This is a genomic window from Actinoplanes sp. NPDC051633 (genome assembly GCF_040681735.1).
Classification (GTDB): domain Bacteria; phylum Actinomycetota; class Actinomycetes; order Mycobacteriales; family Micromonosporaceae; genus Actinoplanes.
Genome location: NZ_JBFAZH010000012.1, coordinates 1 through 26,391, shown reverse-complemented (window position 1 = coordinate 26,391; position 26,391 = coordinate 1). Strand labels below are relative to the sequence as shown.

The 26,391-nt window shown below is 71.3% G+C and carries 27 protein-coding genes and 1 pseudogene; 19 read left to right on the top strand and 9 right to left on the bottom strand.

Annotated features, from left to right (window positions below):
* The 3 genes and pseudogenes from AB0M20_RS01810 to AB0M20_RS01800 form a co-directional block, all read left to right on the top strand.
* Positions 1 to 1,013: pseudogene (locus AB0M20_RS01810) on the top strand (hypothetical protein); the annotation flags it as partial.
* A gap of 39 nt (positions 1,014 to 1,052) precedes the next feature.
* A complete protein-coding gene (locus AB0M20_RS01805; RefSeq protein ID WP_364292073.1) occupies positions 1,053 to 1,268 on the top strand; it encodes a hypothetical protein in 216 nt (71 codons plus the stop codon).
* 45 nt (positions 1,269 to 1,313) lie between these two features.
* Complete coding sequence (locus tag AB0M20_RS01800; RefSeq protein WP_364292070.1) at positions 1,314 to 2,054, top strand: M50 family metallopeptidase; 741 nt, start codon at positions 1,314 to 1,316, stop codon at positions 2,052 to 2,054.
* On the opposite strand, the gene AB0M20_RS01795 is transcribed toward AB0M20_RS01800, so the two are convergent.
* Entirely contained in the window at positions 2,037 to 2,324 is a 288-nt protein-coding gene (locus AB0M20_RS01795) for a hypothetical protein (protein WP_364292067.1), read from the bottom strand. The two genes, AB0M20_RS01800 and AB0M20_RS01795, sit on opposite strands and share 18 nt — an antisense overlap.
* A gap of 79 nt (positions 2,325 to 2,403) precedes the next feature.
* On the bottom strand, positions 2,404 to 3,954 hold the full coding sequence (locus AB0M20_RS01790; RefSeq protein ID WP_364292082.1) for an acyl-CoA carboxylase subunit beta: 1,551 nt from the start codon (positions 3,952 to 3,954) through the stop codon (positions 2,404 to 2,406).
* A 140-nt stretch (positions 3,955 to 4,094) separates the two neighbouring features.
* Between AB0M20_RS01790 and AB0M20_RS01785 the strand changes: the two genes are divergently transcribed.
* The 3 genes from AB0M20_RS01785 to AB0M20_RS01775 are packed head-to-tail and all read left to right on the top strand — an operon-like array spanning position 4,095 to position 6,580.
* The gene (locus tag AB0M20_RS01785; protein WP_364292064.1) at positions 4,095 to 5,150 is read left to right on the top strand and encodes a hypothetical protein; all 1,056 of its coding nucleotides are present in this window, start codon (positions 4,095 to 4,097) and stop codon (positions 5,148 to 5,150) included.
* 27 nt (positions 5,151 to 5,177) lie between these two features.
* Positions 5,178 to 6,002, top strand: a complete 825-nt coding sequence (locus AB0M20_RS01780; protein ID WP_364292061.1) for a biotin--[acetyl-CoA-carboxylase] ligase — start codon at positions 5,178 to 5,180, stop codon at positions 6,000 to 6,002.
* A 5-nt stretch (positions 6,003 to 6,007) separates the two neighbouring features.
* A complete protein-coding gene (locus AB0M20_RS01775) occupies positions 6,008 to 6,580 on the top strand; it encodes a PH domain-containing protein (RefSeq protein ID WP_364292058.1) in 573 nt (190 codons plus the stop codon).
* On the opposite strand, the gene AB0M20_RS01770 is transcribed toward AB0M20_RS01775, so the two are convergent.
* The 3 genes from AB0M20_RS01770 to AB0M20_RS01760 all read right to left on the bottom strand — a co-directional run bounded on the left by AB0M20_RS01770 (position 6,567) and on the right by AB0M20_RS01760 (position 8,565).
* Positions 6,567 to 7,178, bottom strand: coding sequence for a GtrA family protein (locus tag AB0M20_RS01770; protein WP_364292055.1), 612 nt, complete (start codon positions 7,176 to 7,178; stop codon positions 6,567 to 6,569). The genes AB0M20_RS01775 and AB0M20_RS01770 overlap by 14 nt on opposite strands.
* A gap of 36 nt (positions 7,179 to 7,214) precedes the next feature.
* Complete coding sequence (locus AB0M20_RS01765; RefSeq protein ID WP_364292079.1) at positions 7,215 to 7,697, bottom strand: GtrA family protein; 483 nt, start codon at positions 7,695 to 7,697, stop codon at positions 7,215 to 7,217.
* A 100-nt stretch (positions 7,698 to 7,797) separates the two neighbouring features.
* On the bottom strand, positions 7,798 to 8,565 hold the full coding sequence (locus AB0M20_RS01760) for a sigma-70 family RNA polymerase sigma factor (protein WP_364292052.1): 768 nt from the start codon (positions 8,563 to 8,565) through the stop codon (positions 7,798 to 7,800).
* A gap of 274 nt (positions 8,566 to 8,839) precedes the next feature.
* On the opposite strand from AB0M20_RS01760, the gene AB0M20_RS01755 reads away from it, so the two are divergent.
* The 4 genes from AB0M20_RS01755 to AB0M20_RS01740 all read left to right on the top strand — a co-directional run bounded on the left by AB0M20_RS01755 (position 8,840) and on the right by AB0M20_RS01740 (position 13,640).
* Positions 8,840 to 10,645 (top strand): phosphoenolpyruvate carboxykinase (GTP), encoded by a 1,806-nt coding sequence (locus AB0M20_RS01755; protein WP_364292049.1) that lies wholly within the window; start codon positions 8,840 to 8,842, stop codon positions 10,643 to 10,645.
* A 222-nt stretch (positions 10,646 to 10,867) separates the two neighbouring features.
* Positions 10,868 to 11,725, top strand: a complete 858-nt coding sequence (locus AB0M20_RS01750) for a hypothetical protein (RefSeq protein ID WP_364292046.1) — start codon at positions 10,868 to 10,870, stop codon at positions 11,723 to 11,725.
* Positions 11,726 to 11,775: 50 nt separating this feature from the next.
* A complete protein-coding gene (locus tag AB0M20_RS01745) occupies positions 11,776 to 12,858 on the top strand; it encodes a geranylgeranyl reductase family protein (RefSeq protein ID WP_364292043.1) in 1,083 nt (360 codons plus the stop codon).
* Between the two features lie 11 nt (positions 12,859 to 12,869).
* Positions 12,870 to 13,640: an isoprenyl transferase gene (locus AB0M20_RS01740; protein ID WP_364292040.1), complete on the top strand. Its 771-nt coding sequence runs from the start codon at positions 12,870 to 12,872 to the stop codon at positions 13,638 to 13,640.
* Here AB0M20_RS01740 and otsB read toward each other — a convergent pair.
* Positions 13,637 to 14,449 carry a trehalose-phosphatase gene (otsB, locus tag AB0M20_RS01735; RefSeq protein ID WP_364292076.1) on the bottom strand — a complete coding sequence of 271 codons (813 nt, stop codon included), beginning with the start codon at positions 14,447 to 14,449 and terminating at the stop codon, positions 13,637 to 13,639. The genes AB0M20_RS01740 and otsB overlap by 4 nt on opposite strands.
* A gap of 419 nt (positions 14,450 to 14,868) precedes the next feature.
* On the opposite strand from otsB, the gene AB0M20_RS01730 reads away from it, so the two are divergent.
* From AB0M20_RS01730 to AB0M20_RS01710, 5 genes are all read left to right on the top strand, one after another.
* Complete coding sequence (locus AB0M20_RS01730; protein ID WP_364292037.1) at positions 14,869 to 16,143, top strand: PhoH family protein; 1,275 nt, start codon at positions 14,869 to 14,871, stop codon at positions 16,141 to 16,143.
* Positions 16,144 to 16,435: 292 nt separating this feature from the next.
* Positions 16,436 to 17,161: a lytic transglycosylase domain-containing protein gene (locus tag AB0M20_RS01725; protein WP_364292034.1), complete on the top strand. Its 726-nt coding sequence runs from the start codon at positions 16,436 to 16,438 to the stop codon at positions 17,159 to 17,161.
* Positions 17,162 to 17,235: 74 nt separating this feature from the next.
* Positions 17,236 to 17,988: a serine protease gene (locus AB0M20_RS01720; protein ID WP_364292031.1), complete on the top strand. Its 753-nt coding sequence runs from the start codon at positions 17,236 to 17,238 to the stop codon at positions 17,986 to 17,988.
* Positions 17,989 to 18,031: 43 nt separating this feature from the next.
* On the top strand, positions 18,032 to 18,700 hold the full coding sequence (locus tag AB0M20_RS01715; protein ID WP_364292028.1) for a rhomboid family intramembrane serine protease: 669 nt from the start codon (positions 18,032 to 18,034) through the stop codon (positions 18,698 to 18,700).
* 42 nt (positions 18,701 to 18,742) lie between these two features.
* Positions 18,743 to 20,227 (top strand): hypothetical protein, encoded by a 1,485-nt coding sequence (locus AB0M20_RS01710; RefSeq protein ID WP_364292025.1) that lies wholly within the window; start codon positions 18,743 to 18,745, stop codon positions 20,225 to 20,227.
* Between the two features lie 5 nt (positions 20,228 to 20,232).
* On the opposite strand, the gene glpX is transcribed toward AB0M20_RS01710, so the two are convergent.
* Positions 20,233 to 21,282 carry a class II fructose-bisphosphatase gene (gene glpX, locus AB0M20_RS01705; protein ID WP_364292022.1) on the bottom strand — a complete coding sequence of 350 codons (1,050 nt, stop codon included), beginning with the start codon at positions 21,280 to 21,282 and terminating at the stop codon, positions 20,233 to 20,235.
* Between the two features lie 99 nt (positions 21,283 to 21,381).
* On the opposite strand from glpX, the gene AB0M20_RS01700 reads away from it, so the two are divergent.
* Entirely contained in the window at positions 21,382 to 22,209 is an 828-nt protein-coding gene (locus AB0M20_RS01700; RefSeq protein ID WP_364292019.1) for a DUF4245 domain-containing protein, read from the top strand.
* A gap of 111 nt (positions 22,210 to 22,320) precedes the next feature.
* Here AB0M20_RS01700 and AB0M20_RS01695 read toward each other — a convergent pair whose 3' ends face one another.
* Complete coding sequence (locus tag AB0M20_RS01695) at positions 22,321 to 22,527, bottom strand: exodeoxyribonuclease VII small subunit (RefSeq protein WP_364292016.1); 207 nt, start codon at positions 22,525 to 22,527, stop codon at positions 22,321 to 22,323.
* The gene (gene xseA, locus AB0M20_RS01690; RefSeq protein WP_364292013.1) at positions 22,524 to 23,762 is read right to left on the bottom strand and encodes an exodeoxyribonuclease VII large subunit; all 1,239 of its coding nucleotides are present in this window, start codon (positions 23,760 to 23,762) and stop codon (positions 22,524 to 22,526) included. Before xseA ends, AB0M20_RS01695 begins: the two co-directional genes overlap by 4 nt.
* An 87-nt stretch (positions 23,763 to 23,849) precedes the next feature.
* Here xseA and AB0M20_RS01685 point away from each other — a divergent pair, with 87 nt between their 5' ends.
* The 3 genes from AB0M20_RS01685 to AB0M20_RS01675 are packed head-to-tail and all read left to right on the top strand — an operon-like array spanning position 23,850 to position 26,228.
* Positions 23,850 to 24,479 (top strand): hypothetical protein, encoded by a 630-nt coding sequence (locus tag AB0M20_RS01685; protein WP_364292010.1) that lies wholly within the window; start codon positions 23,850 to 23,852, stop codon positions 24,477 to 24,479.
* 46 nt (positions 24,480 to 24,525) lie between these two features.
* Positions 24,526 to 25,209 (top strand): hypothetical protein, encoded by a 684-nt coding sequence (locus AB0M20_RS01680; protein WP_364292007.1) that lies wholly within the window; start codon positions 24,526 to 24,528, stop codon positions 25,207 to 25,209.
* A gap of 53 nt (positions 25,210 to 25,262) precedes the next feature.
* Positions 25,263 to 26,228 carry a 4-hydroxy-3-methylbut-2-enyl diphosphate reductase gene (locus tag AB0M20_RS01675; RefSeq protein WP_364292004.1) on the top strand — a complete coding sequence of 322 codons (966 nt, stop codon included), beginning with the start codon at positions 25,263 to 25,265 and terminating at the stop codon, positions 26,226 to 26,228.
* Positions 26,229 to 26,391 lie beyond the last annotated feature (163 nt).

Below are 26,391 nucleotides of genomic sequence, written 5' to 3'. Positions count from 1 at the left end.
AGGGCAGCGACAGCCCGGCCCGGTCGGCGACCGCCCTCCCGGCCGCCCGGCGGCCGGACGGCGCGAAGAGCGCCACCACCGCCTCGATGGCCGCCCCCAAGGCGCCGGCCGACGAGACCGACGACAACATGACGGCGAGCGACCGCGCGGCCGAGACCGCCGCCGGCACCGCCGTCATCGGCGTCCCGGCCGCGCGTACGTCGAAGAGCCCGTCCTTCGCGCCGTCGAACCGCCCGGCCTGGCAGCCGATGGCGGTTCCGCCGCCGACCCGCACCGGGGGCCTGACCATCTTCGGCGTCACGCTGACCCGCCGCCAGACCGTGATCGGCGTCGCGGTCCTGGCCGTCGTCGTGCTGCTACTCGGGATCCTGATCCCGCTGGCGTTCGCCGGCGACGGTGACGACGACAACGCGGGCGGCGCCAAGCCGGCCGGCACGCCGTCCGCCGCCGGTGTCGCACCGCCCCCGGCCGCCACGCAGAAGCCGGCGACCACCACGCCGGAGCAGAAGCCGAGCAGCGCCCCGCCCGCCACCAGCGCAAAGCCGTCGGCGCCGGCCGCAGCCGCGCTCCCGGCCGGCTGGACCGTGCACAAGGACAGGTCCGGGTTCGAGATCCCGTTGCCGAAGGGCTTCAAGTTCTCCCGGTACGACGGGACCGAGGCGTACTTCGAGGACAACTCGGGCAGCGGCCGGCTCCTGATCGTCGACCAGACCAACAACCCGAAGCCCGACCCGGTGGCCGACTGGAAGGGCCAGGAGGCGGTGCGGCGCGACAGGGACTACCGCAACTACCAGCGCATCCGCATCGTCAACGTGCCCGGGTATTTCCAGAAGGCGGCGGACTGGGAGTTCACCTACACCACCAGGAGTGGCAACGACCAGCACGCCCAGAAACGCGGCTTCGTGGTGAGCGCCGACCAGGCGTACGGGATCTCCTACTACACCGTCCCGGGTGAGTGGAACTCCAACGAGACGACGCTGGACCTGATCTACAAGGGATTCAAGCCGGCCTGACCGGGGTACCAAACCTTCCACCACGGAAGGAGGTGCACCATGATCCGCCGACATCACGGCAGCAAGCCCACGATCGCGTTGTGGATGCTCATCGCCGTGGCTGACGTCGCCCTTCTGGCCGCGGCCGCAGGTCCGCTGACGATGACGCTCATCGTCGCCGCTCTGGTGGTCGTGGCCGGCGCGTTCGCCGGTTCGAAGTTGATCGGCCGGCGCCAGCCGCAGCCCGTCGAGGTCCGTGCCCGCAGACGCGCCTGAGGCTGGACCGGACCTGGGCAGTTAGATCGACTACGCTGCCTCGCTGTGTCCATTGACGGTGTGAGCAGCATCTGGGACGAGCTCTTCGGGGCCCAGCCCGACCCGCCATCGCTGTTGGTGCTGGTCACGGCCGTGATCGCACTGGCGGCGGTGTCGGTGCGCCCGGTGTGGCGAGTGGCTCGCAACGCGGTGACCATCGCCCATGAGGGTGGTCATGCGCTCGTCGCCCTGCTCACCGGCCGCCGCCTGCGTGGCATCCGGCTGGAGTTCGACACGTCCGGCCTGACCCTGTCCGCGGGCCGCCCGAGCGGTCCCGGGATGATCTTCACGCTGATGGCCGGATACATCGCGCCGTCGCTGGTCGGCCTGGCCGGGGCGTGGATTCTGAGCGGCAACCGGATCACCCTGTTGCTGTGGCTGGCGATCGTGCTGCTGCTGCTCATGCTGATCAACATCCGCAACGCGTTCGGCGTGGTGTCGCTGCTGGTCACCGGCGCGATCGTGTTCGGCGTCTCCTGGTACGCGAGCCCGCAGGTGCAGGCCGCGTTCGCCTACACGGGGGTGTGGTTCCTGCTGATCGGGGGCGTGCGGCCGGTCGGCGAGCTGCAGAAGCTGCGCCGCCGGGGGCGGATGCGGGAGTCCGACGCCGATCAGCTGGCACATCTCACGCCCGTACCCGCGGTCATGTGGGTGGGGTTCTTCTACCTCATCACCCTGGCCGTGTTGGTGATCGGCGCCTTCATGCTCGCCGGCCAATGGTTGCCGGAGCTATCGGCGGCTGACTGACGGCGAGGGCGAGGGTGCCGGGTCGGCGGCGTCCTTCATGTCGCGGGCGGTCCACGTGACCAGCACGAACAGGATGCCCGCGGCGATCAGAGCCCACTTGACCAGCCTGCCGAGCGAGGCCCAGTAGAGCGAGCGGGCCTTGGGTATGCCGCCCTTCGCGCCCTTGAGCAGGATGCGCGCCCCGCGGAAGGCGTTCCAGACGTAACCCAGGCCGAACACCGCGACACCCACGAGGATGGCGGTGAGCAGGGACATCGAGCTGAGCGTCATGCGCTCCAGAATGTCGATGTATCACTATTTTGTCATTGGTCCGATCGGACCACTGCGATCAACTGGTCACAGTGGGATGTCACAGTGGGATGTTGCCGTGCTTCTTGGGCGGCAGGGTCTCGCGCTTGGTGCGCAGCGTACGCAGGGCCCGGGTCACCTGAGCGCGGGTCTGCGACGGCGGGATCACCGCGTCCACATAGCCACGCTCGGCGGCGATGTAGGGGTTGGCCAGCGTGTCCTCGTACTCCTGGATCAGCTCGGCCCGCCGCGCGGCCGGATCGTCCGCGGCGCCCAGCTCGCCGCGGTAGAGGATGTTCACCGCCCCCTGCGCGCCCATCACCGCGATCTGCGCGGTCGGCCAGGCGAAGTTCATGTCGGCGCCGAGGTGCTTGGAGCCCATGACGTCGTAGGCGCCGCCGTACGCCTTGCGGGTGATGACGGTGACCTTGGGGACCGTGGCCTCGGCGTACGCGTAGATCAGCTTGGCGCCGCGCCGGATGATCCCGTCCCACTCCTGGCCGGTCCCGGGCAGGAAGCCGGGCACGTCCACGAAGGTCAGCACCGGGACGTTGAACGCGTCGCAGGTGCGCACGAACCGCGCCGCCTTCTCCGACGCCGCGATGTCCAGCGTGCCGGCCAGGTGCATCGGCTGGTTCGCGACCACACCGACCGGCCGCCCCTCGACCCGGCCGAAGCCGATGACGATGTTCTGCGCGTACAGCGGCTGCACCTCGAGGAAGTCGTCGACCACCGACTCGATGACGACCTTGATGTCGTAAGGCTGGTTCGCCGAGTCGGGGATGAGGGTGTCGAGGGCGGTATCGGGGTCCGGCGGGGCGGTCTCGCCGAAGGTGGTGGGGTCGTCCAGGTTGTTGCTGGGCAGGTACGAGAGCAGCGCCCGCACGTAGTCGATGGCGTCGTCCTCGTCGGACGCGAGGTAGTGCGCGTTGCCGCTGCGGGTGTTGTGCGTACGTCCGCCGCCGAGCTCCTCCATGCCCACGTCCTCGCCGGTCACCGTGCGGATCACATCGGGACCGGTGATGAACATGTGCGACGTCTGGTCGACCATCACGGTGAAGTCGGTGATCGCGGGGGAGTACACCGCGCCGCCGGCGCACGGTCCCATGATCAGCGAGATCTGCGGGATGACGCCGCTGGCCCGCACGTTGCGGAAGAAGATGTCGGCGTAGAGGCCGAGCGCCACCACGCCCTCCTGGATGCGCGCTCCGCCGGAGTCGTTGATGCCGATGATCGGGCAGCCGATCTTCATGGCCAGGTCGAGGACCTTGACGATCTTCTCGCCGAAGACCTCACCCAGCGAACCGCCGAAGACCGTGAAGTCCTGCGAGAACACGCACACCTGCCGGCCGTCGATCGTGCCGTGCCCGGTGACCACGCCGTCGCCGTAGGGACGGTTGCGCTCCATCCCGAAGTTCGTGGACCGGTGCCGGGCCAGGCCGTCGAGCTCGACGAACGAGCCCTCGTCGAGCAGCATCGCGATGCGTTCCCGCGCGGTTTTCTTGCCGCGCGCGTGCTGCTTCTCCACCGCGCGGGCCGAACCCGCGTGGACCGCCTCGTCGGTGCGCCGCTCGAGGTCGGCGAGCTTGCCGGCGGTGGTGTGCACATCGATGGGCTCGGCGTCGGGTCCGGTCGGGGTCGCGGGCGAGGCCGAGGGCGGCTCCTGCAAGGTCACCCGGTGATCGTAGCCAGCTTCGAGCGACGGCGAGACGGTAGCGTTTCGCACCTAATGCCCCATTCGTTAGAACCGCCGTGAGCAACTGGATTACGGCGGCCGGACTCGCCCTGATCGCCGGTGGGGTCGCCGTGCTGATCGGCTTCCGGCACGTGCTGCTGGGCGGTGATCTCGCCGGCGAGGGGGCCGGCGAGCTCGAGTGCGGCGGTGTGCGGAGGCGGCGGCCGGCCACGGCCGACTTCAGCGCGCCGGGCCAGATGCGGGCGCGGCGGCGGCGCAGTGCGCTGGCCACGGTGCCGGCCGCCGCCGGTCCGATCGCGCCGAGGATCGCTCCCGCGGAGGACGCCGAGCAGGACAGCGGGCTGATCGCCCTGGGCCTGGCCGGGGAGGAGGAACCGCCCGCGGACGAGAAACCACCGTCGGTGGAAGCGGTCGGGGAAGAGATCGAGAAGCCGACCACGGGACCGGTCGTGGAGCCAGCCGTGGAGCCGGTCGCGAATGACGAAGCCGGCGACCGGTTCGCGCTCGCCGACGAGCCCGCGACCGGCACGCTCCAGGCGCTCGGCGTCGAGCTTCGCGCGATGCCGGAGCCGGCCCCGAGGATCCGTCGCGAGGGCGACCGGGTGCAGGGCTGGGTGCGTCCGGAGTACGACGACGATCCGGCGCCCGGCGAGTACTGGACGCCGATCCCCGAGACCATGTCGAGCTACGGCTGGCCGATCCCGGTCGAGCGGTTGCCGGAGGTGCCGCCGTACCCGCCGCAGTCCGGTTTCGACATCGCGCCCTACGACCAGGACGTGGACGCGATGGACGGGCCCACCAAGCTGGTGCCGCAGTGGCCGCCGGCGAAGCCGTCCGGCCGCATCGAGCTGCCGCGCAGCTGGCAGGCCCGTAACGCCCAGGGTCGTGATCCGCAGGGACGCATCGCGCAGTCGCGGAGTGCCGAGGACGCCGAGCCGGCCGACCGCCCGCGCCGTCGCTCACCGGTCCGCCGGCGCGTCCCGGCCCCCGACGCCCCGGCGCCGGCCGCGGGTGAGGCCGACCAGGCGCGCCGCCCGCGCCCCCGGCCCCGGCCCGCCCCGGCCGAGCGCAGCACCGTCTACCGCAGCCGCCACGCCGCCGACCCCGGCTGACGAAGCGAGCGGCCGTAGGCTGGGCGAATGGCCTCGCCCTACCGTGACCTGGACCGCCCGCCGCTGAGCTCACGCGGCCTGGAGCGTGCCCTGATCGTTCCCGGTGGGCTGTGGCGCAGGCTCGACCTGCGCACGGCGACCGGCTCCACCAACGCCGACGCCGCGCGGGCGGCCGGCGCCGGCGAGCCGGAGGGCCTCATCGTGGTGGCCGAGCAGCAGACCGCCGGTCGTGGGCGCCGCGATCGGCAGTGGGTGTCGCCGCCGCGGGCCGGGCTCACCGTCAGCGTGCTGCTGCGCCCGGCGGACGTCCCGACCGGGCGGTGGGGGTGGCTGCCGCTGCTGGCCGGGGTCGCGCTGCGCGAGGCGGTGCATCGCATCACCGAGCTGGACGCCACCCTCAAGTGGCCCAACGACCTGCTGATCCACGACGAGAAGTGTGCGGGCATCCTGGCCGAGGTCACCGGCGACGCGGTGGTCGTCGGCATCGGCCTCAACGTGACCACCCGGGTCGACGAGCTGCCGCCGGTGACCGGGCTGCCGGCCACCTCGCTGCAGATCGCCGGTGCCAAGAGCACCGATCGTGAGCCGCTCCTCAAGTCGCTGCTCCGCGGGGTGGCGCAGTGGTATGCGGGGTGGCGCGACGCCGGCGGGGACGCCGAGATGTGCGGGCTGCTGGGCGCGTACCGGAGGGGGTCGTCGACGATCGGGCGGGAGGTGCGCGTGGAGCTGCCCGGCGGCGCGGACCTTAGCGGCACGGCGACCGATGTGGACGCGGACGGCCAATTGGTGATCCGATCGGCTGACGGCGATGTTCACCGGGTCTCGGCGGGTGACGTCCGCCACGTACGCTGAGCAGCGTGGCCTTCCCGGACGACGTACTCACCGCGGAGGAGGAGGTCGTCCTCCACCTGCACCCGCACGCCAAGGCGGCGGTGCGCCCCACCGTGGTGCTGCTGTTCTCCCTGGCGGTGACGATCGTCGCCTGGGTGATGCTGCCGGACAACGACGGGGGCCACATCGGCGTCGGCGTGATCGGGGTGGCCGCGCTGCTCTTCGCGCTGATCCGCGGCGTCTGGCCGTTGCTGGTGTGGCGGTGCACGCACTACGTCTTCACCGACGAGCGGGTGCTGTTGCAGCAGGGCGTGCTCGCGCGGGAGCGCCGGGACGTGCCCCTCAACCGCATCAACGACCACGCGATGAGCCAGTCGGTGCTGGATCGGGTCTTCGGCTGCGGCACGCTGACCATCGACTCGATCGGCGATCAGGCGGCGGTGCTCGTCTCGTTGCCGCGCGTCCAGGAGCAGCAGACGCTGCTGTACGAGCTGATCGAGACCGACCGGGAGCTGCACCCGGAGGAGGACGAGGACGCCGAGGAGGAGCCCCCGGTGCCGCCGCAGCGCGGGCTCAAGGGCCTGCTCAGGCGCGGTTAGCCCGCTCCTTGCGCTCCAGCTCGGACAGCTCCGCGTCGAGCAGCTCGTAGTCAGCCAGGCCTTCAGCCCGGTCAGGGGTGGTGGCGGTGGGGGTGTGGGCGGCGCTCAGCTCGGCCAGCCCGGCCGCCACATCCATCTCGGCCATCGCGGCCTCGTGCCCGTCGACGGGCGGCTTGAGGAAGACGAACGTGCGGTACGCCCAGAACCGGAAGATCGTCGCCACCCCGGCCGCGAACAGCGTCACCAGCATGATCGCCATCCGGTGGTCAGCCTCGTTGAGCCCGACGCCGTACTTGGCGATCGCCACCGAACCGGACTGGATCACCATGCCGACCAGGTTGAACCCGAAGAACAGCGTGTACTCCCGCCGCAGTGCCCTCTTGGTGTGGTGCCGGTAGGTCCAGTAGCGGTTCGCGAAGTAGGCGAGCGTCGTCGTGACCACCGTGGCGATGACGGTCGCCTTGACCGCGCCGATCGGCATCGCGACATAGGTGATCGCGAGGTACAGCGCGGTGTTGGCGGCGCCGATCACTCCGAAGGCGAGGGCCTCGGGAGCAAGACGGCGCAGACGGTCCGTCAGCGGACGGGCTGAAGGCATTCGACAACCTTAGAGGGAAGGGGGCGTGGACGCCGGTCACGAACGGGTGGGTGACTGCGAGATCACATCCGCCGGACGGCTGCCCGGTGTGGCCGGTTCCTCGACGTCGTCGGCGGGGAACACGAACCTGCGATAAGACCAGAAGCGGAACAGAGTACCCAAAGCGGTGCCGATCAGCTGTCCTGAGACGTTGTCGGCCAGTGGTGTCTTCATCACCGGCCAGATGTCGCCCAGCAGGTCGTGGCTGATCGTCAGGCAGGCCAGGCTGATGCCCAGGCCGACGCCGTTGATGACGAAGAAGAGCGTGTACTGCCGGGCCATGTGGCTGTGCCGGCGCCGGCGCCAGGTCCAGAAGCGGTTGCCCAGGAAGGCCACCGTCGTGGCGATCACCATGGAGATGGTCTTGGCGACCCGGCTCTCGGTGCCCGCCTGCAACAGGATGTTGAAGATGGCGAGGTCGATGATGAACGCGATGCTGCCGACCGTGCCGAACTTGCCCACCTCGCGCACCAGCGCCATGAGCCGCGTACGCAGCGTCGGGCGCGTCGGCGGCGGGGTTTCGGGCACGAATCCGAGAGTACCGGCGGCCGTCACGCGCTGCTGTTTTCGTGAGCGAGTCTTAACACGTCGGCGATGCATGGTCACGCTGGCGATACGGACGGTAGTTGACTCGATCGACATCGATGAGCTCGGCGACCTTGGCTCGACATCCGTCACAGCAAGTCAGGTGCGCGCGTACCCGGGTCCGCTCGCGCGCCGCCAGCCGGCCGCGTACGTGACCGCCGAGCCGGTCGCCGGTCCACCGGCACTCCGGGTGATCGGCGACCGCCACGTGCTGTTGCAGATAGAGGCGACGCAGACCCTCTCGGGCACGGTGCGCGAGCACGGCCACGGCGTTCGGCGTGAGACCCAGCCGCGGGGCGATCTCGGCCGGCCCGGCGCCCTCGATCTCGGTCATCCACAGCACGTCGCGCCAGCGGTCGGGGAGCTGGTGGAAGGCGCGCGCCGCGTAGGTGCGCTCGAGCCGCTCCAGGGTCGGGTCGCGGAACGGCTCGCCGGCGTCGTAGCGGGTCAGGTCGTCGGTGAACTCCAGCCGGCGGTCGCGGCGCGTGCGGTGGTAGCAGACGTGCCGGAGCGTGGTGCACAGGTACGCGCGGAAGGCGACCAGCGGGCCCCGGCCGGCCCGGAGCGTGCCGAGCACCCGGGCGAAGGTCTCGGCCACCAGGTCGTCCGCCTCGGCCGGGTCGCGGGCCAGCGCGTACGCCAGGTGCCGGATCGCGCCGTGGTGGCGTTCGTAGAGCGTGCCGTACGCCGCGGTGTCACCGGCCCGCACCGCGGCCAGCAACTCGGCATCCAGGTCGCTACCCGTGTCGCTCACGATCGCCATTCCTGCCTCCTGAGCCGGGAGTGAGAGGAAAGCCCGATTCTGCAAGCTTAAGGCGTTAAGTCCGTTTTGTGAAAGTGGGCCGTTCGGCCGACGCTGCTCGTAGTTGCTCTAAGCAGCGAAGAATCAATCGTCATCGCGCAGCGACGCCGTAGATTGTGCGGTTCTCCACAGGCACCGCCGAAGAATTCGGCTTACTCTGATTCGACTCCCATGACGACGGCCGATGACCCGGCCCGATGCGTCATTGGTCAACGCGGACCGAAGGAGATCACCTATGCCCGCTGCCCCGACCGCCCACAAACGACTCCTGAGCTGGATCGACGAGGTCGCCGCACGGACCACCCCGGACCGGGTGGTCTGGTGCGACGGTTCGGACGCGGAGTGGACCCGGATCACCGACGAGCTGGTCACGTCCGGTGCGCTCGTACGCCTCGACCCCGCGAAGCGGCCCAACTCGTTCTGGGCGCGCACCGACCCCGGTGACGTGGCGCGCGTCGAAGAGCGCACCTTCATCTGCTCGGCCGACCCCGCCGACGCCGGACCCACCAACAACTGGATGGCGCCGGACGAGATGAAGGCCGTCATGTCCGAGCTCTACACCGGCTGCATGCGCGGCCGGACCATGTACGTCGTCCCGTTCTGCATGGGCTCGCTGGACGCGCCGAACCCGATGTTCGGCGTCGAGCTCACCGACAGCCCGTACGTCGTGGCGTCCATGCGGATCATGACGCGGATGGGCAGTGCGGTGCTCGAGGCGATGGGCGACGACGCGCCGTTCGTGCCGGCGCTGCACTCGGTCGGCGCGCCGCTGTCGCCCGGCGAGCAGGACGTGCCCTGGCCGTGCAACGAGACCAAGTACATCTCGCACTTCCCGGAGACCCGCGAGATCTGGTCGTTCGGTTCCGGCTACGGCGGCAACTCCCTGCTCGGCAAGAAGTGTTACGCCCTGCGCATCGCCAGCGTGGCCGCCCGCGACGAGGGCTGGCTCGCCGAGCACATGCTGATCATGAAGCTGACCTCACCCGAGGGCGTGGTCAAGTACATCGCCGGGGCGTTCCCGTCGGCCTGCGGCAAGACCAACCTGGCGATGCTGGAGCCGACCCTGCCCGGCTGGAAGGTCGAGACCGTCGGCGACGACATCGCCTGGATGCGGTTCGGCTCCGACGGCCGGCTGTGGGCCACCAATCCGGAGTACGGCCTCTTCGGCGTCGCGCCGGGCACCGACTTCCACACCAATCCCAATGCGATGCGTACGCTCGCCCGCGGCAACTCGGTCTTCACCAACGTGGCGTTCACCGACGACGGGGACATCTGGTGGGAGGGCATGGGTACGCCGCCCGAGCACCTGACCGACTGGCGCGGCGAGGACTGGACGCCGTCCTCGTCCTCACCGTCGAGCCACCCCAACAGCCGCTTCTGCACCCCGATCGGGCAGTGCCCGATCCTCGCGCCGGAGTACGACGACCCGCGCGGCGTGCCGATCGACGCGATCCTCTTCGGCGGCCGGCGCAAGACGACGGTCCCGCTGGTCACCGAGGCCCGCGACTGGACGCACGGCGTCTACCTCGGCGCGACCCTGTCGTCGGAGACGACGGCCGCGGCGGTCGGCAAGGTGGGCGTGGTGCGCCGCGACCCGATGGCGATGCTGCCGTTCATCGGATACCACGCCGGCGACTACTTCCAGCACTGGCTCGACATGGCCAAGGGCGCGACCGGCGACGCCGCCAAGCTGCCCAAGGTGTTCTACGTGAACTGGTTCCGCCGTGGTGACGACGGCCGGTTCCTGTGGCCCGGCTTCGGCGAGAACTCGCGGGTGCTCAAGTGGATCGTCGAGCGTCTCGACGGCGGCGGCGAGGCGGTCGAGACGCCGATCGGGCACGTGCCGACCGTGTCGGCGCTGGACCTGACCGGCCTGGACGTGCCGGAGTCCGACGTGGCCGCGGCCCTGAGGGTGGACCGCGCCGAGTGGGAGGCCGAGCTCCCGCAGGTGACGGAGTGGTTCGAGAAGTTCGGCGACAAGCTGCCGGCGGTCCTGTGGTCCGAGTTGGACGCGTTGCGGGCTCGCCTGGCCGGCGCCTGACGGCGGTGGTGGCCGGGCGCGACGTGAGATGCGCTCGGCCGCCCGCGGTGACGGCCTGTGGACGGCGGACGAAAAACGTCACACCCGTCGCCTAACGTCATGCCCACCCAGTGCCGGGGTGGGGGTGGCGGCGGCGCCCGCGAGCCGGCCAAGATCACGAGGCGCCGGAGCGCGCCGGCGCGCCGAAGCGTGCGAGTTGCGGCGGATGGGTACCCAGGAGGCGTGGTTCTCGTCGATGCGGGGCGGCCGGCGGCTGTGCGGGTGCTCAAGGTGCTGCTGGTCCTCACGGCGGTGGCCACCGCCGTGGTCGAGGTGCTCAATTACCGGTACGCGCCGGAGCACGGTTTCGGGCTCGCGGTCCGCACCGGGTGGGCGCTGCTGCGTACCGTCGGCTGGCTGATCTTGATCTGGCACGTCAATCGGGGACGGGCCGCGGCCCGGCCGCTCGGGCTGATCCTGGCGATCACGACGATCTTTGCGGTCGGGCGGCTGGTCGTGCCGCAGACCGGCGCGCCGCCGCTGCCCGGGCTCGCCGGCTTCGGCGTGCTGCTCGTGCTGTGCCTGGTGGTCGTGGCGCTGCTCTACCGGCACGAGGGGATCGCCGGGCACCTCGTGCGGCATCCCAAGAAGTTGGTGGTCACCGGCAAGGGCCTGGCGTTCGAGGAACGCGCGCCGCGTCGCCCGGCGGTCACCGGCTGGCTGATCACGGCGCGGGTGTCGGCGTTCACCTACAGCCCGCTGATGCTGGTCCCGGCGCTGATCGCCATCGGCGAGCTGGCCGACCGGCCGCAATGGGTGCTCGCCGTCGTGTTCTGGATCGCGGCCGGCATCGCGACCAGCTATGCGGTGCTGCTCAACACCGCCTTCCTGGCGCGGGGCAAGCGGCCCGCACGCGTGACGATGGTGTGGATCGGCCTCGGCGTGCTGGTCATCGACCTGCCGCTGGCCTGGCTGCTGCTCGGCGTGGACGGCCTGGTCCGCGACGGCGCGCCGCTGGTCGCCGCGTTCCTGGTGAACGTCTACGCGCTGTGGCGCACCGGAAAGTTGGGGCGCACCGGAAAGGTGCCGGCCGCGACGTGACCGGACACCTCCGGCGGGCGGATCGCGGCGGCGCGCGTCAGCATGGCCGGGTGAGCAGCGCACCTTTCGACGTCGTGGTGGTCGGGGCCGGACCGGCCGGGGCCACCGCCGCGATCGCCGCCCGGCGGGCGGGCGCACGTGTCCTGCTCCTCGATCGGGCGGAGTTCCCCCGCGACAAGCCGTGCGGCGACGGCATCGCCGCCGAGGCCGTCGACGTCCTGGCCGGCCTGGGCGTGACCGGGGTGGTCGACGACTACCGGCCGATCGAGCGGCTGCGCCTGGTCGGCCCGGGCGGCGCCGCGGTGTCGCGGAAACTGCCGCGGCCGGCGCACACCGTGCCGCGCCGGGTCTTCGACGCGCGCCTGGTCGAGGCGGCTCAGGAGACGGGGGTCGAGCTGCGGCGGCAGAACGTGCGGGACCTGCGGCACCTGCCGGGCGTCGTGATCGGCGCCGACGGCTCGGAGTCCACGGTCCGGCGGCTGCTCGGGCACCGGCCCAATCCGCCCGGCCACCTCGCCATCGCGATCCGCGGGTACGCCCCGGCCACCGGCGACGAGCAGCACATCATCACGACCGAGCAGCGCTGGCCCGCGTACGCGTGGTCCTTCCCGATCGGGGACGGCCGGGCGAACGTCGGCTACGGCGAGGTCCTGCGCGGGGCGGCGCTCAGCCGCGCGTACCTCCTGCAACGGCTGGACCACCTGCTCGGGCCGACCGGGGCGACCGGCCTGCGCGCCCACCACCTGCCGTTGTCCACGCACCGGCCGCCGCCGGCGGACGGCCGCGTGCTGCTGGCCGGCGACGCGCTCTCGCTGATCAATCCGCTGACCGGCGAGGGTATCTTCTACGCCGTCCTCTCCGGCGCCCTGGCCGGCGAGGCCGCCGTGACCGCGGACCCCGCCGTCCACTATCGGGCGAGTTTGCGGCGGCGGCTCGGGCGCCACTTGCGGCACTCGCGCTTCGCGAACTTCCTCACCCGGCGACCGGGCGTGGTGGACGCCGCGATCCGGGCGGCGGCCAAGGACCAGCCGGTATTCGACCGGATGGCCGACCTGGGGCTGGCTGACGGTATTTTCGACGCCCGCACGATCGGACGGATCGCCCGTGAACTAGCCGTGGCGGCCAAGGCCTAAGCTTTGGGGCGATGAATCTGCGGTCCCTGGTCTATCGGTTCTACGAACGGCGACTCGCCGGCAAGCTCGTCGGCAAGCCGGTTCCGCGGCATGTCGGCGTCATGTGTGACGGCAACCGCCGCTGGGCGCGCGAGATGGGTTACGTCGACCCCAACGACGGCCACCGGGTCGGCGCGGCCCGGGTCAAGGAGCTGCTCGCATGGTGCGACCAGGCCGGCATCAAGCACGTCACGCTCTATCTGCTGGCCACCGACAACCTGCAGCGCCCGGCCGCCGAGCTGGAGCCGCTGCTGCGGATCATCGAGGATCTGGCGACGGAGCTGGCCGAGGACGGCAACCCCTGGCGGTTGCGCATGGTCGGCGCGCTGGACGTGCTGCCCGCGACGACGGCCACGGCGATGAAGGCGGCGCAGGAGAAGACCCGCGAGCGCACCGAGGGCGTCGAGGTGAACATGGCGGTCGGGTACGGCGGCCGGCGCGAGATCGCCGACGCCGTGCGGTCGCTGCTGCACGAGCAGGCCGCGGCCGGGCGCACCATCGACGAGCTGGCCGAGATCCTCGACGTCGAGCACATCGCCGAGCACCTCTACACCCGCGGCCAGCCCGACCCCGACCTGGTCATCCGCACCAGCGGCGAGCAGCGGCTTTCCGGTTTCCTGCTCTGGCAGTCGGCGCACTCGGAGTTCTACTTCCACGACGCCAACTGGCCGGATTTCCGGCGCATCGACTTCCTGCGGGCGCTGCGTTCCTACGGCAACCGCCAGCGTCGTTACGGCGCTTAGAAGCTCCCCAGCCCGGCCCTGAGGAAGTCGGCGACCGCCGTCGGTGACTCGAGCGTCAGGTCGGCGGCGCTGCTGACCTCCTCGCCCGTCTCCGGGTTGGCCACCGCCACGCACATGCCGAAGAATCCGGGGTCCACCGCCTCGCGGGCCCGCAACGCGTCGAACGCCTTGATGTCGCTCATGTCGTCGCCGAAATACCAGGCGCAGCCGGCCGTCTTGACGCCCTCGCTGATCACCATGCCCTTGTCCTGGTCGACGGGCGGCTTCAGCTCGGCCACCATGCGCCCGCGCTGGATCCGCAGGCCCAGACCCTCGGCCTGCTCGTGCGCCCACTGCTCGACCTCGGCGGCGAGCTGGGGCGCGGTGCGGTAGTGCAGGGCAACGGACAGGCGCTTGTACTCCACCAGGGTCGCCGCGGGCAGCTCGGCCTTGGCGCGCTCGGCGAGGTCGGCCATCGCGGGCACCCAAGGCAACGCGGCCGGCTCGGTCACCACCTCGCCGTCGTGCCACACCTCCAGCCCGTAGAGGCCGTAGAGGTCGGCGCGGGCCAGGGGCTCGAAGCGGGAGCGCAGGAAGCTCACCGGGCGGGCGGACACGATCGCCACCCGGCCCACGACGCCGGACAGCTCGTCGAGCACGCCCAGGACGGACGGCTCGGGCTGGGAGGCGTCGGGGTCGTCGGTGACGGGGGAGAGGACACCGTCGAAGTCGAAGAAGAAGGTGGTGTCCTTGGCGCGCTCGGCGGTGAAGCGCCACGCATCGGCGGTAGTCGGCGGATGGGAAGGTCGCGCGTCTGCCACGAGCCTCAGACTACCCGCTTCGGCCGGCACTTTCCGTACGCGAAGTTCTCATCCGCTTCCATCCGGCGCGCCGTCCTCAGCCCCGCCGCCGCCCCTGACCGGACTGAAGGCGTGTCGCGGCGCTATCCACTACCGCGAGCCGCGTCCGACCGCTAGCGTTTGTGTCATGGCGAGGGGTCAACCCTCTCCAGCCGGCCGCCCGGACCTGCGACAGAGAGCGCCACGGGGCCCGCATCCCGACCCCGTGCAAGAGATGGGCGCCGGAGGTGGCGGACCGCGGGCGGACCGGGTTGCACGCCCGCTGGAGCAGGCCTGTGACATCACGCCGTATTGACGCCGCAGACTCCAACACCAATGCCGGTCCCGCCCGCCGCAGGGCCCGCGACCGGCACGCAGACCAGGAACCCGCCCCCCGAGGGCGGGTTTTTGTGTTGGACACCTCGGTCCTGCTGTCCGATCCGGCGGCCTTCCGCCGGTTCACCGACCACGAGGTGGTGATCCCGCTCGTGGTCATCTCCGAATTGGAGGACAAACGCCACCACCCCGAGCTCGGCTGGTTCGCCCGGCAGTCGTTGCGCATGCTGGACGAGCTGCGCATCAAGCACGGCCGGCTGGACCAGCCGGTGCTGTGCAACGACGAGGGCGGCACGCTGCGCGTGGAGCTCAACCACGCCGACCAGAGCGTGCTGCCGCAGGGCTTCCGCAACGACTCCAACGACACCCGGATCCTGTCCGTGGCGCTGGGGCTGGCCGCGGAGGGCCGCGACGTCACGCTGGTCAGCAAGGACATGCCGCTGCGCGTGAAGGCGGCGTCGGTCGGCCTGACGGCCGACGAGTACCGGCACGGCCAGGCCAGCGACCCGACCTGGACCGGCATGGCCGACCTCGAGCTGGCCGAGGACGAGGTGAAGCGGCTCTACGCCGGTGAGGAGCTGGAGCTGCCGCAGGCGGACAACCTGCCCGCGCACACCGGCCTGGTCATCCACTCGTCGAACGGTTCGGCGCTCGGCCGGGTCAACCCCGACAAGACCGTCAAGCTGGTACGCGGCGACCGCGACGCGTTCGGCCTCCGTGGCCGGTCCGCCGAGCAGCGGGTGGCGCTGGACATCCTCCTGGACGAGTCGATCGGCATCGTGTCGCTGGGTGGCCGGGCCGGCACCGGCAAGTCCGCGCTCGCGCTGTGCGCGGGCCTGGAGGCCGTGATGGAGCGCAACCGCCACAAGAAGGTCGTGGTGTTCCGTCCCCTCTACGCGGTCGGCGGCCAGGAGCTCGGCTATCTGCCGGGCAGCGAGGCCGAGAAGATGTCGCCGTGGGCGCAGGCGGTCTTCGACACCCTCGGCGCGGTGGTGCACGGCAACGTCATGGACGAGGTGATGGCGCGCGGGATGCTCGAGGTGCTGCCGCTGACCCACATCCGCGGCCGCAGCCTGCACGACGCGTTCGTGATCGTGGACGAGGCCCAGTCGCTGGAGCGCAACGTGCTGCTGACCGTGCTCTCCCGGATCGGCCAGGGGTCACGCGTTGTGCTCACCCATGACGTGGCGCAGCGGGACAACCTGAGGGTCGGGCGGCACGACGGTGTGACCGCCGTCATCGAGGCGCTCAAGGGACATCCGATCTTCGCCCACGTGACCCTGACCCGATCCGAGCGGTCACCGATCGCCGAGGTGGTCACCGACCTCCTGGAGGAGATCCCCCACTAGGTGAAACACGGAAGAGGGATTCTGCCCGGGTTTGAAGGCAAAAGCCGTGTGAGCTAGTTCACAACAGCGTGCCGCCGTTTCACAACGACTTCACGTTGCGCCATGGTGTTCGGCGAGCGCCATCGCGTGGCCCACACGGAACTGATCGATCTCGTGGGCCACCGTCTCGATCGAAAACGGTCGAGGCGGCGGCCCTTCAGGGGTCGCGGTGCTCGCGGCACGGTCCGCCATCGGAGTGACACTTCGATGACTGTCCGTGACGCGCCATTGCCCCCTACGAAGGGATCACTTCGTGAATCGGCTCTGGAGCCGGGTCGGTGTTCGTGTCTTCTCCGTCGCTCTGCTCGTCCTGGGCATCGTCGGCGGCGTCTATCTCGGACAGGGCCGGGCGGTCCAGCAGCAGGGTGCCGAGACGCGACTCGTCGTGCAGGCTGACGCGGACGAGATGCAGCTGCTGAAGGAACGCCAGAACCAGCACGCCGCCGCCCGGGCGTGGCAGCGCGAGGCCCAGGTCAGCGCCGCCGCCAAGGCCGCCGCCGAGGCGAAGGCAGCCGCCGCGCGGGCGCGCAAGCTCGAGCAGAAGGCGATCGCCAAGAAGGCCGCCGAGGAGAAGGCGAAGGAGGAGGCCGAGAAGAAGGCGTCGGACTCCGGTTCGTCCTCCGGCTCCGGCGCGGACGTTCCCTTCACCGGCCCGATCCCGTCCTCGTGCAACGAGTTCAGCGGCAACCGCAAGATCGGCTGCGCCCTCATGCTCGAGGCCGGCTTCAAGATCGACCAGTTCCCCTGCCTGAACAAGCTGTGGAACCGCGAGAGCAACTGGCGCACCAAGGCCAGCAACTCCAGCTCCGGCGCCTACGGCATCCCGCAGGCCCTGCCGGGCCGCAAGATGGGCTCGGTGGCCGACGACTGGAAGACCAACCCGGCGACGCAGATCAAGTGGGGCCTCGGCTACATCGAGGGCCGCTACAACTCGCCGTGCGGTGCCTGGGAGCACTCCGAGAACAACGGCTGGTACTAGATCAGCTTCGAAGAGAGGGGTACGCGCTCGGCGCGTACCCCTCCCTTTTGGTTCGGCGGTGATCAAATGTCCGCATGGTCCGGAAAGTCTTCTACCCCGTCCTCCTGCTCGCGCTGATCCTCCCGGTCGCGGCGTTCGCGCGCGGCACCGTCGTCGGCGGCGACGTGGCGCCGGAGGGACGGTTCCCGTGGATGGTGCGGCTGTCGATGGGCTGCGGCGGCACGCTGGTCGCGCCGCGGGTGGTGCTCACCGCCGGTCACTGCGTGAGCGCGTCGGGGCCACGGCGCGACATCAAGGTCACCGCGGGCTCCGCCGACCTGAAGTCGCCGCGCTCGCTCACCGCCCGGTCCGAGTCGGTGATCCGGGCGGCCTCCTTCGTCAAGGAGACCCGCGGCGACGACTGGGCGGTGATCCGGCTGGACCGCGCGCTCAAGCTGCCGACCATCGGCCTGTCCGCCGCGAAGGACGCCAAGGGCACCTACACGATCATGGGCTGGGGGCTGACCGGCGAGTACGCCGAGAACCAGCAGCGCCGGCTCCGGTACGCGACGGTGTCCACGGTGCCCGACGGGGAGTGCGCGAAGGCGTACCAGACGGCCGGCGTGGACCTGGTGGAGGACGAGTCGATCTGCGCCGGGCGCAAGGGCGTCGACACCTGCCAGGGCGACTCCGGCGGCCCGATGGTCGGCAAGGCGGGCGGCACGTGGGTGCAGGTCGGCATCGTGAGCTGGGGGCTCGGCTGCGCACGCACCGGCTATCCCGGGGTGTACACGCAGATCCCCACCTTCCGCGAGGACATCCGGGCAGCAGTGCGAAAGCTCTCCTGACCATGAGTGGCTGGTAGTGCACCGGCCTGCCACCATGGGAGCCATGGCCTTGGGGTGGGAGCGCGGCACGACCGACGACGCGGCGGCGCAGAGGTTCGGCACCGTCCCGTTCTATTCCTCGCTCGGGCGCGCCTTCGTCACGATGTGCGCGGTGATCCCGATCCTGTTCCTGATCGAGGTGCTCGACATCGGCGCCCGCGGCCGGCTCGACCTGGCCGGCGGCATCATCCCGCACCGCCTCGAGGGCCTCGACGGCGTGCTGTTCAGCCCGTTCCTGCACGCCGGGTGGGACCACCTCTACGGCAACGCGGTGCCGCTCATCCTGGTCGGCACGTTCGCGCTGGCCGGCGGCGCCAAGCGGTTCCTCTGGTCGACGGCCCTCATCATGCTGGTCAGCGGGCTCGGTGTGTGGTTCGTCGGCAGCCCCGACAGTGTCGTGGTCGGCGCCAGCGGCGTGATCTTCGGCTATCTGGGCCTGCTGGTCACCCGCGGCCTGGTCGAGCGCAGCTGGTGGAACCTGGGCGTCGCGGCCTTCATCGGGTTGCTGTACTGGTACCAGCTCTACGCGATCCTGCCCACCGACCCGCGCGTCTCCTGGCAGGGTCACCTGCTCGGGCTGCTCGGCGGCGTGCTCGCCGCGATCGTGTTCCGCCGCCGTAAGCCGAAGGCGCAACCCACCCTGCTGCACGGTCCGAACCTCTACGGAGACTGATCCGCGATCCGAGCGTGATGCGCCGTGACCACTGTCATGCATGTGAATACACGGGGGAAGACTCTCGGCGCCTGGTTCGGGCATCCGGTCACCGTCGTCGCGCTGCTCGTCCTGGTGGTCAACGACCACGTCCTCAAGGGCGCGTATCCGGGCGTCGTCACCGGCAAGCTCAGCGACGCGGCCGGGCTGGTGCTGGCACCGCCGCTGCTCGCCCTTCTCGTGCGGCGGCCGGCGGCCGCGTTGTGGTCGGTCGCAGTGGGATTCAGCCTGGTCAAATCATCGGGGTACGCGGCCGCGCTCGCCTCCGGCCTCTGGAGCGTGGTGCACGGCCCGTCGTCGGTGATCCGTGCCGATTGGACCGACCTGCTGACGTTGCCCTTCCTCGGCGTGGCCTGGTGGGCCTACCGGTGTGCCGCCCGGCAGCCGGTCGCGACACGGTGGGTGCGGGCGCTGCGCATGGCCGTCGTGCTGCCGCTCGCCCTCGGCGGGGTCGCCGCGACCAGTGAGGTGCAGGTGTCCGCCGCGTCCCGGGTGGTCAGCACCGCGGACGCCATCTACCTGATCAGCTTGACGTCGCAGGGTGCGGAGGAGTGGGCCGTCAGCGTCGACGACGGCACGAGCTGGAAGTCCATGTCGTCCACCCCGCTGGCCCCGCCGAAGAAGGGCCCGCAGACCCGGCAGGCGTGCTCCAAGGCGAACAAGAAGATCTGCTATCGCGTGCTGAGCAAGGCGATCGGCGTGCAGCGCAGCGCGGACGGCGGCGCGACCTGGACCACCGACTGGCGGGTCGGCGACGACGACCGGCTGTCGCTGTCCCGGCAGTACCCCAGGGCCGGCGACAACGACGTCGACCTGGTCAGCGTGGCGGTCGCGGTGCACGACACGGACGACGGCCGGCACATCGTGGTGCTGGCCAACCGCCGCGACGGCTTCGCGCTGCGCGACGAGGACGGCCAATGGCAGCGGATCGGCTTCCCAGAGATCGACTCGCAGGAGGTGCCGGCGCTCGGCGAGAAGCGGATCGAGGAGGTCGGGTTCGACTACGGTGCGCTCGGCATCGTGGTCACGACGGTGCTCGCCCTGGTGGTGGTCGCCGGCGCCGGCGCCATGCGGCGCCGCTGGTGGATCGGGCTGCCGGTGCTCGCGGTGGTGCCGCCGGCCCTGCTGTTGATGGGGTACGCCGGCCTCGACCCGGACTCCATCGTCTTCTACCCGTTCGTGCTGATCGGCCCGGTCGTGTCGATCGTCGGCTGCCTGGCCGTCGCGATCGGCGCCACGGTGAGCGTCCACCGCGGCGGCGACCGGCGCGGCTGGTGGGCGGCCGGGGTGTGGGTGCTCGGGGTGCTCGCGGCCGCCGCGGCGGCGGCCGCCTGGTTCTTCATCACCCCGATGTGGGCGCAGATCGCCGCCGACGTCGCCGCAGCTGTCGTGGGCATGGTGCTGGCCGCCCTGCTGTCCCGCACCGTCCCGCCATCCAGACCCGGGACGAGCGCCGCGGCTCCCTACGCGCAGCAGCGTGTCGTCTGAGCCCGTTACGGGATCTCGGGTTCGACGCCGGCGCCGGGGACCGTCGGGAGGTGACCGTCGAAGTCGACGGCGGAGTAGAGCGCCAGCTTCTCCAGGCGGTGCCACGAGTCGATGACCCGGATGGTGCCGCTCTTGGAGCGCATCACGATCGACTGGGTGTGCGCGCCGCCGGCCCGGTAGCGGACGCCCTTGAGCAGGTCGCCGGAGGTGACACCGGTGGCGACGAAGAAGCAGTTGTCGCCGGTGACCAGGTCGTCGGTGGTCAGCACCCGGTCGAGGTCGTGACCGCCGGAGATCGACTTCTCCCGTTCGGAGTCGTCGAGCGGCCACAGCTTGGCCTGGATCATGCCGCCGAGACACTTGAGCGCGCAGGCCGCGGTGATGCCCTCCGGGGTGCCGCCGATGCCCATCAGCACATCGACGTCGGACTCCGTGCGCGCCGCGGAGATCGCCCCGGCGATGTCGCCGTCGGAGATGAACCGGATGTTGGCCCCCGCGTCGCGTACCTCCTTGACCAGGGCCGCGTGCCGGGGCCGGTCGAGGATGCAGACGGTCACGTCCGCGATGGTGGACCGCTTGGCCTTGGCGATGCGCCGCAGATTCTCGGTCGCGCCGGCGTTGATGTCGACGACGTCGGCGCAGTCCGGGCCGACGGCGATCTTCTCCATGTAGAAGACCGCGCTCGGGTCGAACATCGCCCCCCGCTCGGCGACCGCCAGCACCGCCACCGCGCCGGGCATGCCCTTGCTCATCAGTGTGGTGCCGTCCACCGGGTCGACCGCGACGTCGACCTCGGGCCCGTTGCCGTTGCCCACCTCTTCGCCGTTGAACAGCATCGGCGCGTTGTCCTTCTCGCCCTCGCCGATGACCACGACGCCGCGCATGTCGATCGAATTGATCAGCTTCCGCATCGCATCGACGGCGGCGCCGTCGCCGCCCTCCTTGTCGCCGCGGCCGACCCAACGTCCGGCGGCCATGGCCGCCGCCTCGGTCACGCGGACCAGATCGAGGGCGATGTTGCGGTCGAGATCCTGCGGTACGCGGGCACCGGGCATGGGAGGCCTCCTCGCGACTTTGCGGGTGTGGATGTCCCGATCCTCACATGAGCGAAGCCGCAAAGTCCCGTCCGCGCGACATGGTTAACAATGGTTGACGTGGAACCCGAAGAGCGCCGCCCCGCACCGGCCACCCCGCCTGAGCACGGGCCGGACCCTTCCGTTCCCACTCCCGACCCCCGGCCAGCGACCGACCCGGCCGGCCACGCGCCCGAGCCCTCTACCCCGCCCTCCACCCCGCCCTCCACCTCGCCCGCCGCCGCGATGTTCGACCCGGCCGCCCCTGGGCCTCAGCCGTCCACCCCGGCCGACCCCGCCGCGCAAGGCCAGGCGGCCGGAGTCGCGGTCGCCGTGGAAGGCGAGCAGAGCGACGCGCAGGCGCAGGCCGCCGCCGCGGCCGAGCCGGCGCGGCTCGGGAAGCGTGCCGGGCGCTCGCCGCGCGACATGGCGATGTCGCTGATCGTCCTGCTGGTGCCGATCGCGCTGCTGCTGGCCTTCTATCGCGTCGTGCTCAGCGGTGAGGCCCCGGTGACGGTCGACGCCGCGCCGGCGATCCAGCAGGCGCAGTCCGCCGGCGCCTTCCCGGTCGCGGTGCCCGAGGGCCTGAGCGACGACTGGCACGTCACCTCGGCCAACTTCAAGCGCGCGCCGGAGGGCGCCAGCCTCCGCCTCGGCTACGTCGCACCTGACGACGACGCCGTGCTGCTGATCGAGAGCAGCGTGCCGGCGGCGCAACTCCTGCCGGCCGAGCTGGGCAAGGAGGCTAAGCCCCGCGGCACCTTCCGCGACGGCGAGGCCGCCTGGCGCAGTTATCTCGCCCGCCCGGGCGAGACCGCCCTGGTCCTCACCGACCAGACTCGAACGATCATCGTCCTCGGCAACAGCGACGAGAAGAACCTTCAGGCCCTCGCCGCCGCCGTCTCCTGACACCCACGGCAGGGCCCGGCGGGACAACCCGACGGCGGGGCAGCGGCAGTGAGCCGCGACCGGCCGGCGGGAGTGCCGGGTGACCTGCGAGTGCGCGTACCCGGATGGGTTCTATTCTTCGGCTCTGGCCGCCCTGGCGGCCTCGATGCGGGCGCGGGCGCCCTCCAGCCAGCGTTCGCAGACGTCGGCCAGCTTCTCGCCGCGTTCCCACAGGGCCAGCGACTCCTCGAGGGAGCTGCCGCCCGTCTCCAGGCGCTCCACCACGCCGGCCAGCTCGGTGCGGGCCTGCTCGTAGCTCAACTGCTGGTCGTCGCTCACTCCTGCTCTCCCACCGTCACTCGCAACTCGCCCTCGGACAGACGCACCCGGAGCTGTTCCTCGGTCTTGACCTCGTCGGCCGCGCGGACCACGTGGCCGTCGGCGCGCTGCACGATCGCGTAGCCGCGCTGCAGCGTGGATTTCGGCGACAGCCCCCGCAGCCTGGCGACCGTGTGGCGCAGGTCGTCGTCGGCGCGTCGCAGGCGATGCTCCAGGCTGCGCGTCGCGCGGTCGCGCAGCGCGGTCACCTCGGCGGCGCGCTGGTCGACCAGCAGCTCGGGCCGGGCCAGCGACGGCCGTGACCGCCACGACTCGAGGCGGTGCCGCTCGCGGTCGACCAGAGTGAGCACCGCCCGGTCGAGGCGGCGCCGGGCCGACTCGATGAGCTGAAGCTCCTCGCCCAGGTCGGGGACGATCCGCTTCGCCGCGTCGGTGGGGGTGGAGGCGCGCAGGTCGGCGACGTAGTCGACCAGCGGCGCGTCGGTCTCGTGGCCGATCGCGCTGACCACCGGCGTCCGGGCCGCGAACACCGCCCGGCACAGCGCCTCGTCGGAGAACGGCAGCAGATCCTCGACGCTGCCGCCGCCGCGGGCGATGACGATCACGTCGACCGTGTCATCGTTGTCGAGCACCTTGAGCGCGTCGAGGATCTGCGGCACCGCCGTCGGGCCCTGCACCGGGACGTTGATCACCCGGAAGTCGACGGCCGGCCAGCGGCGCCTGGTGTTCATCAGCACGTCGCGCTCGGCGGCCGAGGCGCGCCCGGTGATCAGGCCGATCCGCTGCGGCAGGAACGGCAACCGCCGCTTGCGGTCCCGCGCGAACAGGCCCTCGGCGCCGAGCAGCTTTTTCAGCCGCTCGAGCCGGGCCAGCAGCTCGCCCAGCCCGACCTGGCGGATCTCGTCGGCGCGCAGGCTGAGCGTGCCGCGGGCCGGATAGAACTCGGGTTTGGCGTGCAGCGTGACCCGGGCGCCCTCGGCCAGCTCGGGAGCGCCGGCGTCGAGCACGTCGCGGTGCGCGGTGACGGTCAGGCTGAGGTCGGCCGACGGGTCACGCAGCGTCAGGAACACCACGGTCGAGCCGGGCCGGCGGCTGATCTGGGCGACCTGGCCGTCCACCCACACCCAGCCGAGCTTGGCCACCCAGGCCCCGAGCTTCTGGCTCACCACACGCACCGGCCACGGCTCGTCGGCGGTGCTCCGCGGCTCGGGTGGTTTCGTCTCGGACTGGGTCACCACGACAGCGTACGGAAGCGGTCTGACACTCTCGGTGGCACCGGGCGAGGGATCGGCGTCCGTCAGCGCCTGCGGCATACTCGTCCGATGGCTGACGCGGCGGACGACGATTCAACCCGGCAGGGCGGCTCGGCGAGAGGGCTGACGGAGCGCGCGCCCGAGGCCGAACCCGACGAGGTCGACGTCGACGAGGCCGAACCCGACGACGCCGACGTCGACGAGGACGAGGACGAACCGAGCGCCGGCGCGCGCGTGCTGCGGTTCCTGGTCGGGATGCTCGCGGCGGGCACGCTGGTCGGCGGCCTGACCTGGATCCTGATCAACCTGCAGGCGCCCGAGCCGCTGGTCGACGTGCTGGTCGGCGTGGTGCTCGCCGTCGGCGGGCTGATCCTGCTGATGCCGCACCGGGCACGGCTGCCGCGCCGGGCGGCGTGGCTCACCGCGGGTGTCACCGGGCTGGCCGGCAGCGCGGCCGGCGCCCTCTACCACTCGGCCTACCTGTGCTGCAGCTTCGCCTACGTGGAGCAGCGCGGCTTCCCGTTCCGGTGGCTGAGCCACGGGGCGACGGCGGAGGATCCGGACACCGCCCGGCGCCTGGCCGCCGGGTCGGACTGGCACGCCGACGTCCCGACCCAGGCGGTCAACGTGATCGTCTGGGCGTACGCCGGGATCGTCGTCCTGGCGATCGTCTCCGCCCTGCGACGCCGGCGGCGTTAAGTCCGTTCCGCCCCACGAGGTGGGGTCCCGGCGGGATACTCGGGCCGTGAGCAGCGCGGGGAACGCCGGGGTGGACGCCGGGGTGGACGACGCCGGCCACGAGGAAGAGGCGCCCGGGCTGTGGGAGTCGTTCTTCACGGCCTTGCGGCTGATCGTCGGATGGTTCTGCGTCGCGATCGGCGTGGTGAACCTGCTGGTCGAGGTCGACCGGGTCAGCGGGGAAGCGGACACCGGGTATCTCGTCTTCCACACGACGCTGTTCGTCGGCGGGCTGGTGCTGCTCGGCGTCTCCTGGCTGGGCCGCAGCCCGGGACTGCCCGGATACGTCGCCGGTGGCCTGGCGGCGGCCGCCGGCATGGTGGGCAGCGCGGTCACGGTGACCTCCTCGCAGTGCTGCCTGCGGGCCTTCGACTTGCGGCACGGGTGGCCCTTCGCCTTCGTGGCCCGCGACGACGCCGGCGGTGCGGCCGGGCGCTGGCACATCGACAGCCAGCACCTGCTCGCCGACCTGCTCTTCTGGGGGTATGCGGGCCTGCTCGTGCTGGTCGTGGTGGCGCTGATGCGCCGGGCGACCGGTCAGGCGGCGACCGCCGGGCACGACGACGCAGCCGGCCCGGCGAGCGGGCACGCGGAGCAGCGGGCCTACATCGAGCACGGGCAGACCGACGAGCACAGCGATCCTGGGAAGCTGGGGGACGCGCCGGTGCGCGAACGGGCCGAGGGTCCCTGACCTCACACTCTCGGCCGGGGGCGGCACCGGCGAGGCCTGCGTACCATTGCGGCGTGACCGATTCCCGTAAGCGTGTGTTGCTGGCCAAGCCGCGTGGCTACTGCGCCGGCGTCGACCGGGCCGTGCAGACGGTCGAGGAGGCGCTGAAGCTGTACGGCGCGCCGGTCTACGTGCGCAAGCAGATCGTGCACAACAAACACGTGGTCACTACGCTCGAGGCGGCCGGGGCGATCTTCGTGGAGGAGAACGAGGAGGTCCCCGAGGGGTCGACCGTCGTCTTCTCGGCGCACGGCGTCGCCCCCGAGGTCCACGAGCAGGCCCGGCAGCGCAACCTCAAGGCGATCGACGCGACCTGCCCGCTGGTGACGAAGGTGCATCAGGAGGCGAAACGGTACGCCGCCGACGACTACGACATCCTGCTCATCGGGCACGAGGGGCACGAGGAGGTCGTCGGCACGGCGGGTGAGGCGCCGGCGCACATCCAGCTGGTCGACGGCCCCGACGGGGTGGACCAGGTGACCGTCCGCGACCCGGCGAAGGTGGTGTGGCTGTCGCAGACCACGCTGTCGGTCGACGAGACCATGGAGACCGTGGCCCGGCTGCGCACCAAGCTGCCGCTGCTGATGTCGCCGCCCAGCGACGACATCTGCTACGCCACGCAGAACCGGCAGCACGTGGTCAAGGAGATCGCGCCCGACTGCGACGTCGTGATCGTGGTCGGTTCGACGAACTCGTCCAACTCGGTGCGCCTGGTCGAGGTGGCGCTGGACGCCGGGGCGCGGGCGGGCCACCTGGTGGACTACGCGTCCGAGATCCGGGACGAGTGGCTCGAGGGCGCGACCACGGTCGGGGTCAGCTCGGGCGCGAGCGTGCCCGAGGACCTGGTCATGGAGGTCCTGGCCCATCTGGCCGAGCGTGGCTTCGGCGAGGTGACCGAGTACACGACGACCGAGGAGCGCCTGACCTTCTCGCTGCCCAAGGAGCTGCGCCGCGACATGAAGGCCGCGGCTAGCCGCTGACCAGCTCCTCCAGCTGCGGCACCACGGCCGACGGCGGAGGCATCGCGGCGATCTCGTCGCGCACCTCGGCGGCCGCCGCCTTCAGCGCCGGGTCGGTGAGCAGCCGGGGGTGGGGGGCCGCGGGGGTTGGCGTGGGCTCGGCGGGCAGGGCCGCCCCCCGCGG

Bases quoted from the DNA above. Each gene is read 5' to 3' on its own strand.
- glpX (WP_364292022.1), bottom strand. From the start codon at position 21,282: ATGCCCGGTGCCCGCGTACCGCAGGATCTCGACCGCAACATCGCCCTC.
- AB0M20_RS01740 (WP_364292040.1), top strand. From the start codon at position 12,870: ATGAATCTGCGGTCCCTGGTCTATCGGTTCTACGAACGGCGACTCGCC.
- AB0M20_RS01720 (WP_364292031.1), top strand. From the start codon at position 17,236: ATGGTCCGGAAAGTCTTCTACCCCGTCCTCCTGCTCGCGCTGATCCTC.
- AB0M20_RS01760 (WP_364292052.1), bottom strand. From the start codon at position 8,565: ATGGCGATCGTGAGCGACACGGGTAGCGACCTGGATGCCGAGTTGCTG.
- AB0M20_RS01755 (WP_364292049.1), top strand. From the start codon at position 8,840: ATGCCCGCTGCCCCGACCGCCCACAAACGACTCCTGAGCTGGATCGAC.
- AB0M20_RS01715 (WP_364292028.1), top strand. From the start codon at position 18,032: ATGGCCTTGGGGTGGGAGCGCGGCACGACCGACGACGCGGCGGCGCAG.
- AB0M20_RS01780 (WP_364292061.1), top strand. From the start codon at position 5,178: ATGGCCTCGCCCTACCGTGACCTGGACCGCCCGCCGCTGAGCTCACGC.
- AB0M20_RS01795 (WP_364292067.1), bottom strand. From the start codon at position 2,324: ATGACGCTCAGCTCGATGTCCCTGCTCACCGCCATCCTCGTGGGTGTC.
- AB0M20_RS01765 (WP_364292079.1), bottom strand. From the start codon at position 7,697: ATGGCGCTGGTGCGCGAGGTGGGCAAGTTCGGCACGGTCGGCAGCATC.
- AB0M20_RS01685 (WP_364292010.1), top strand. From the start codon at position 23,850: ATGGCTGACGCGGCGGACGACGATTCAACCCGGCAGGGCGGCTCGGCG.
- AB0M20_RS01805 (WP_364292073.1), top strand. From the start codon at position 1,053: ATGATCCGCCGACATCACGGCAGCAAGCCCACGATCGCGTTGTGGATG.
- AB0M20_RS01770 (WP_364292055.1), bottom strand. From the start codon at position 7,178: ATGCCTTCAGCCCGTCCGCTGACGGACCGTCTGCGCCGTCTTGCTCCC.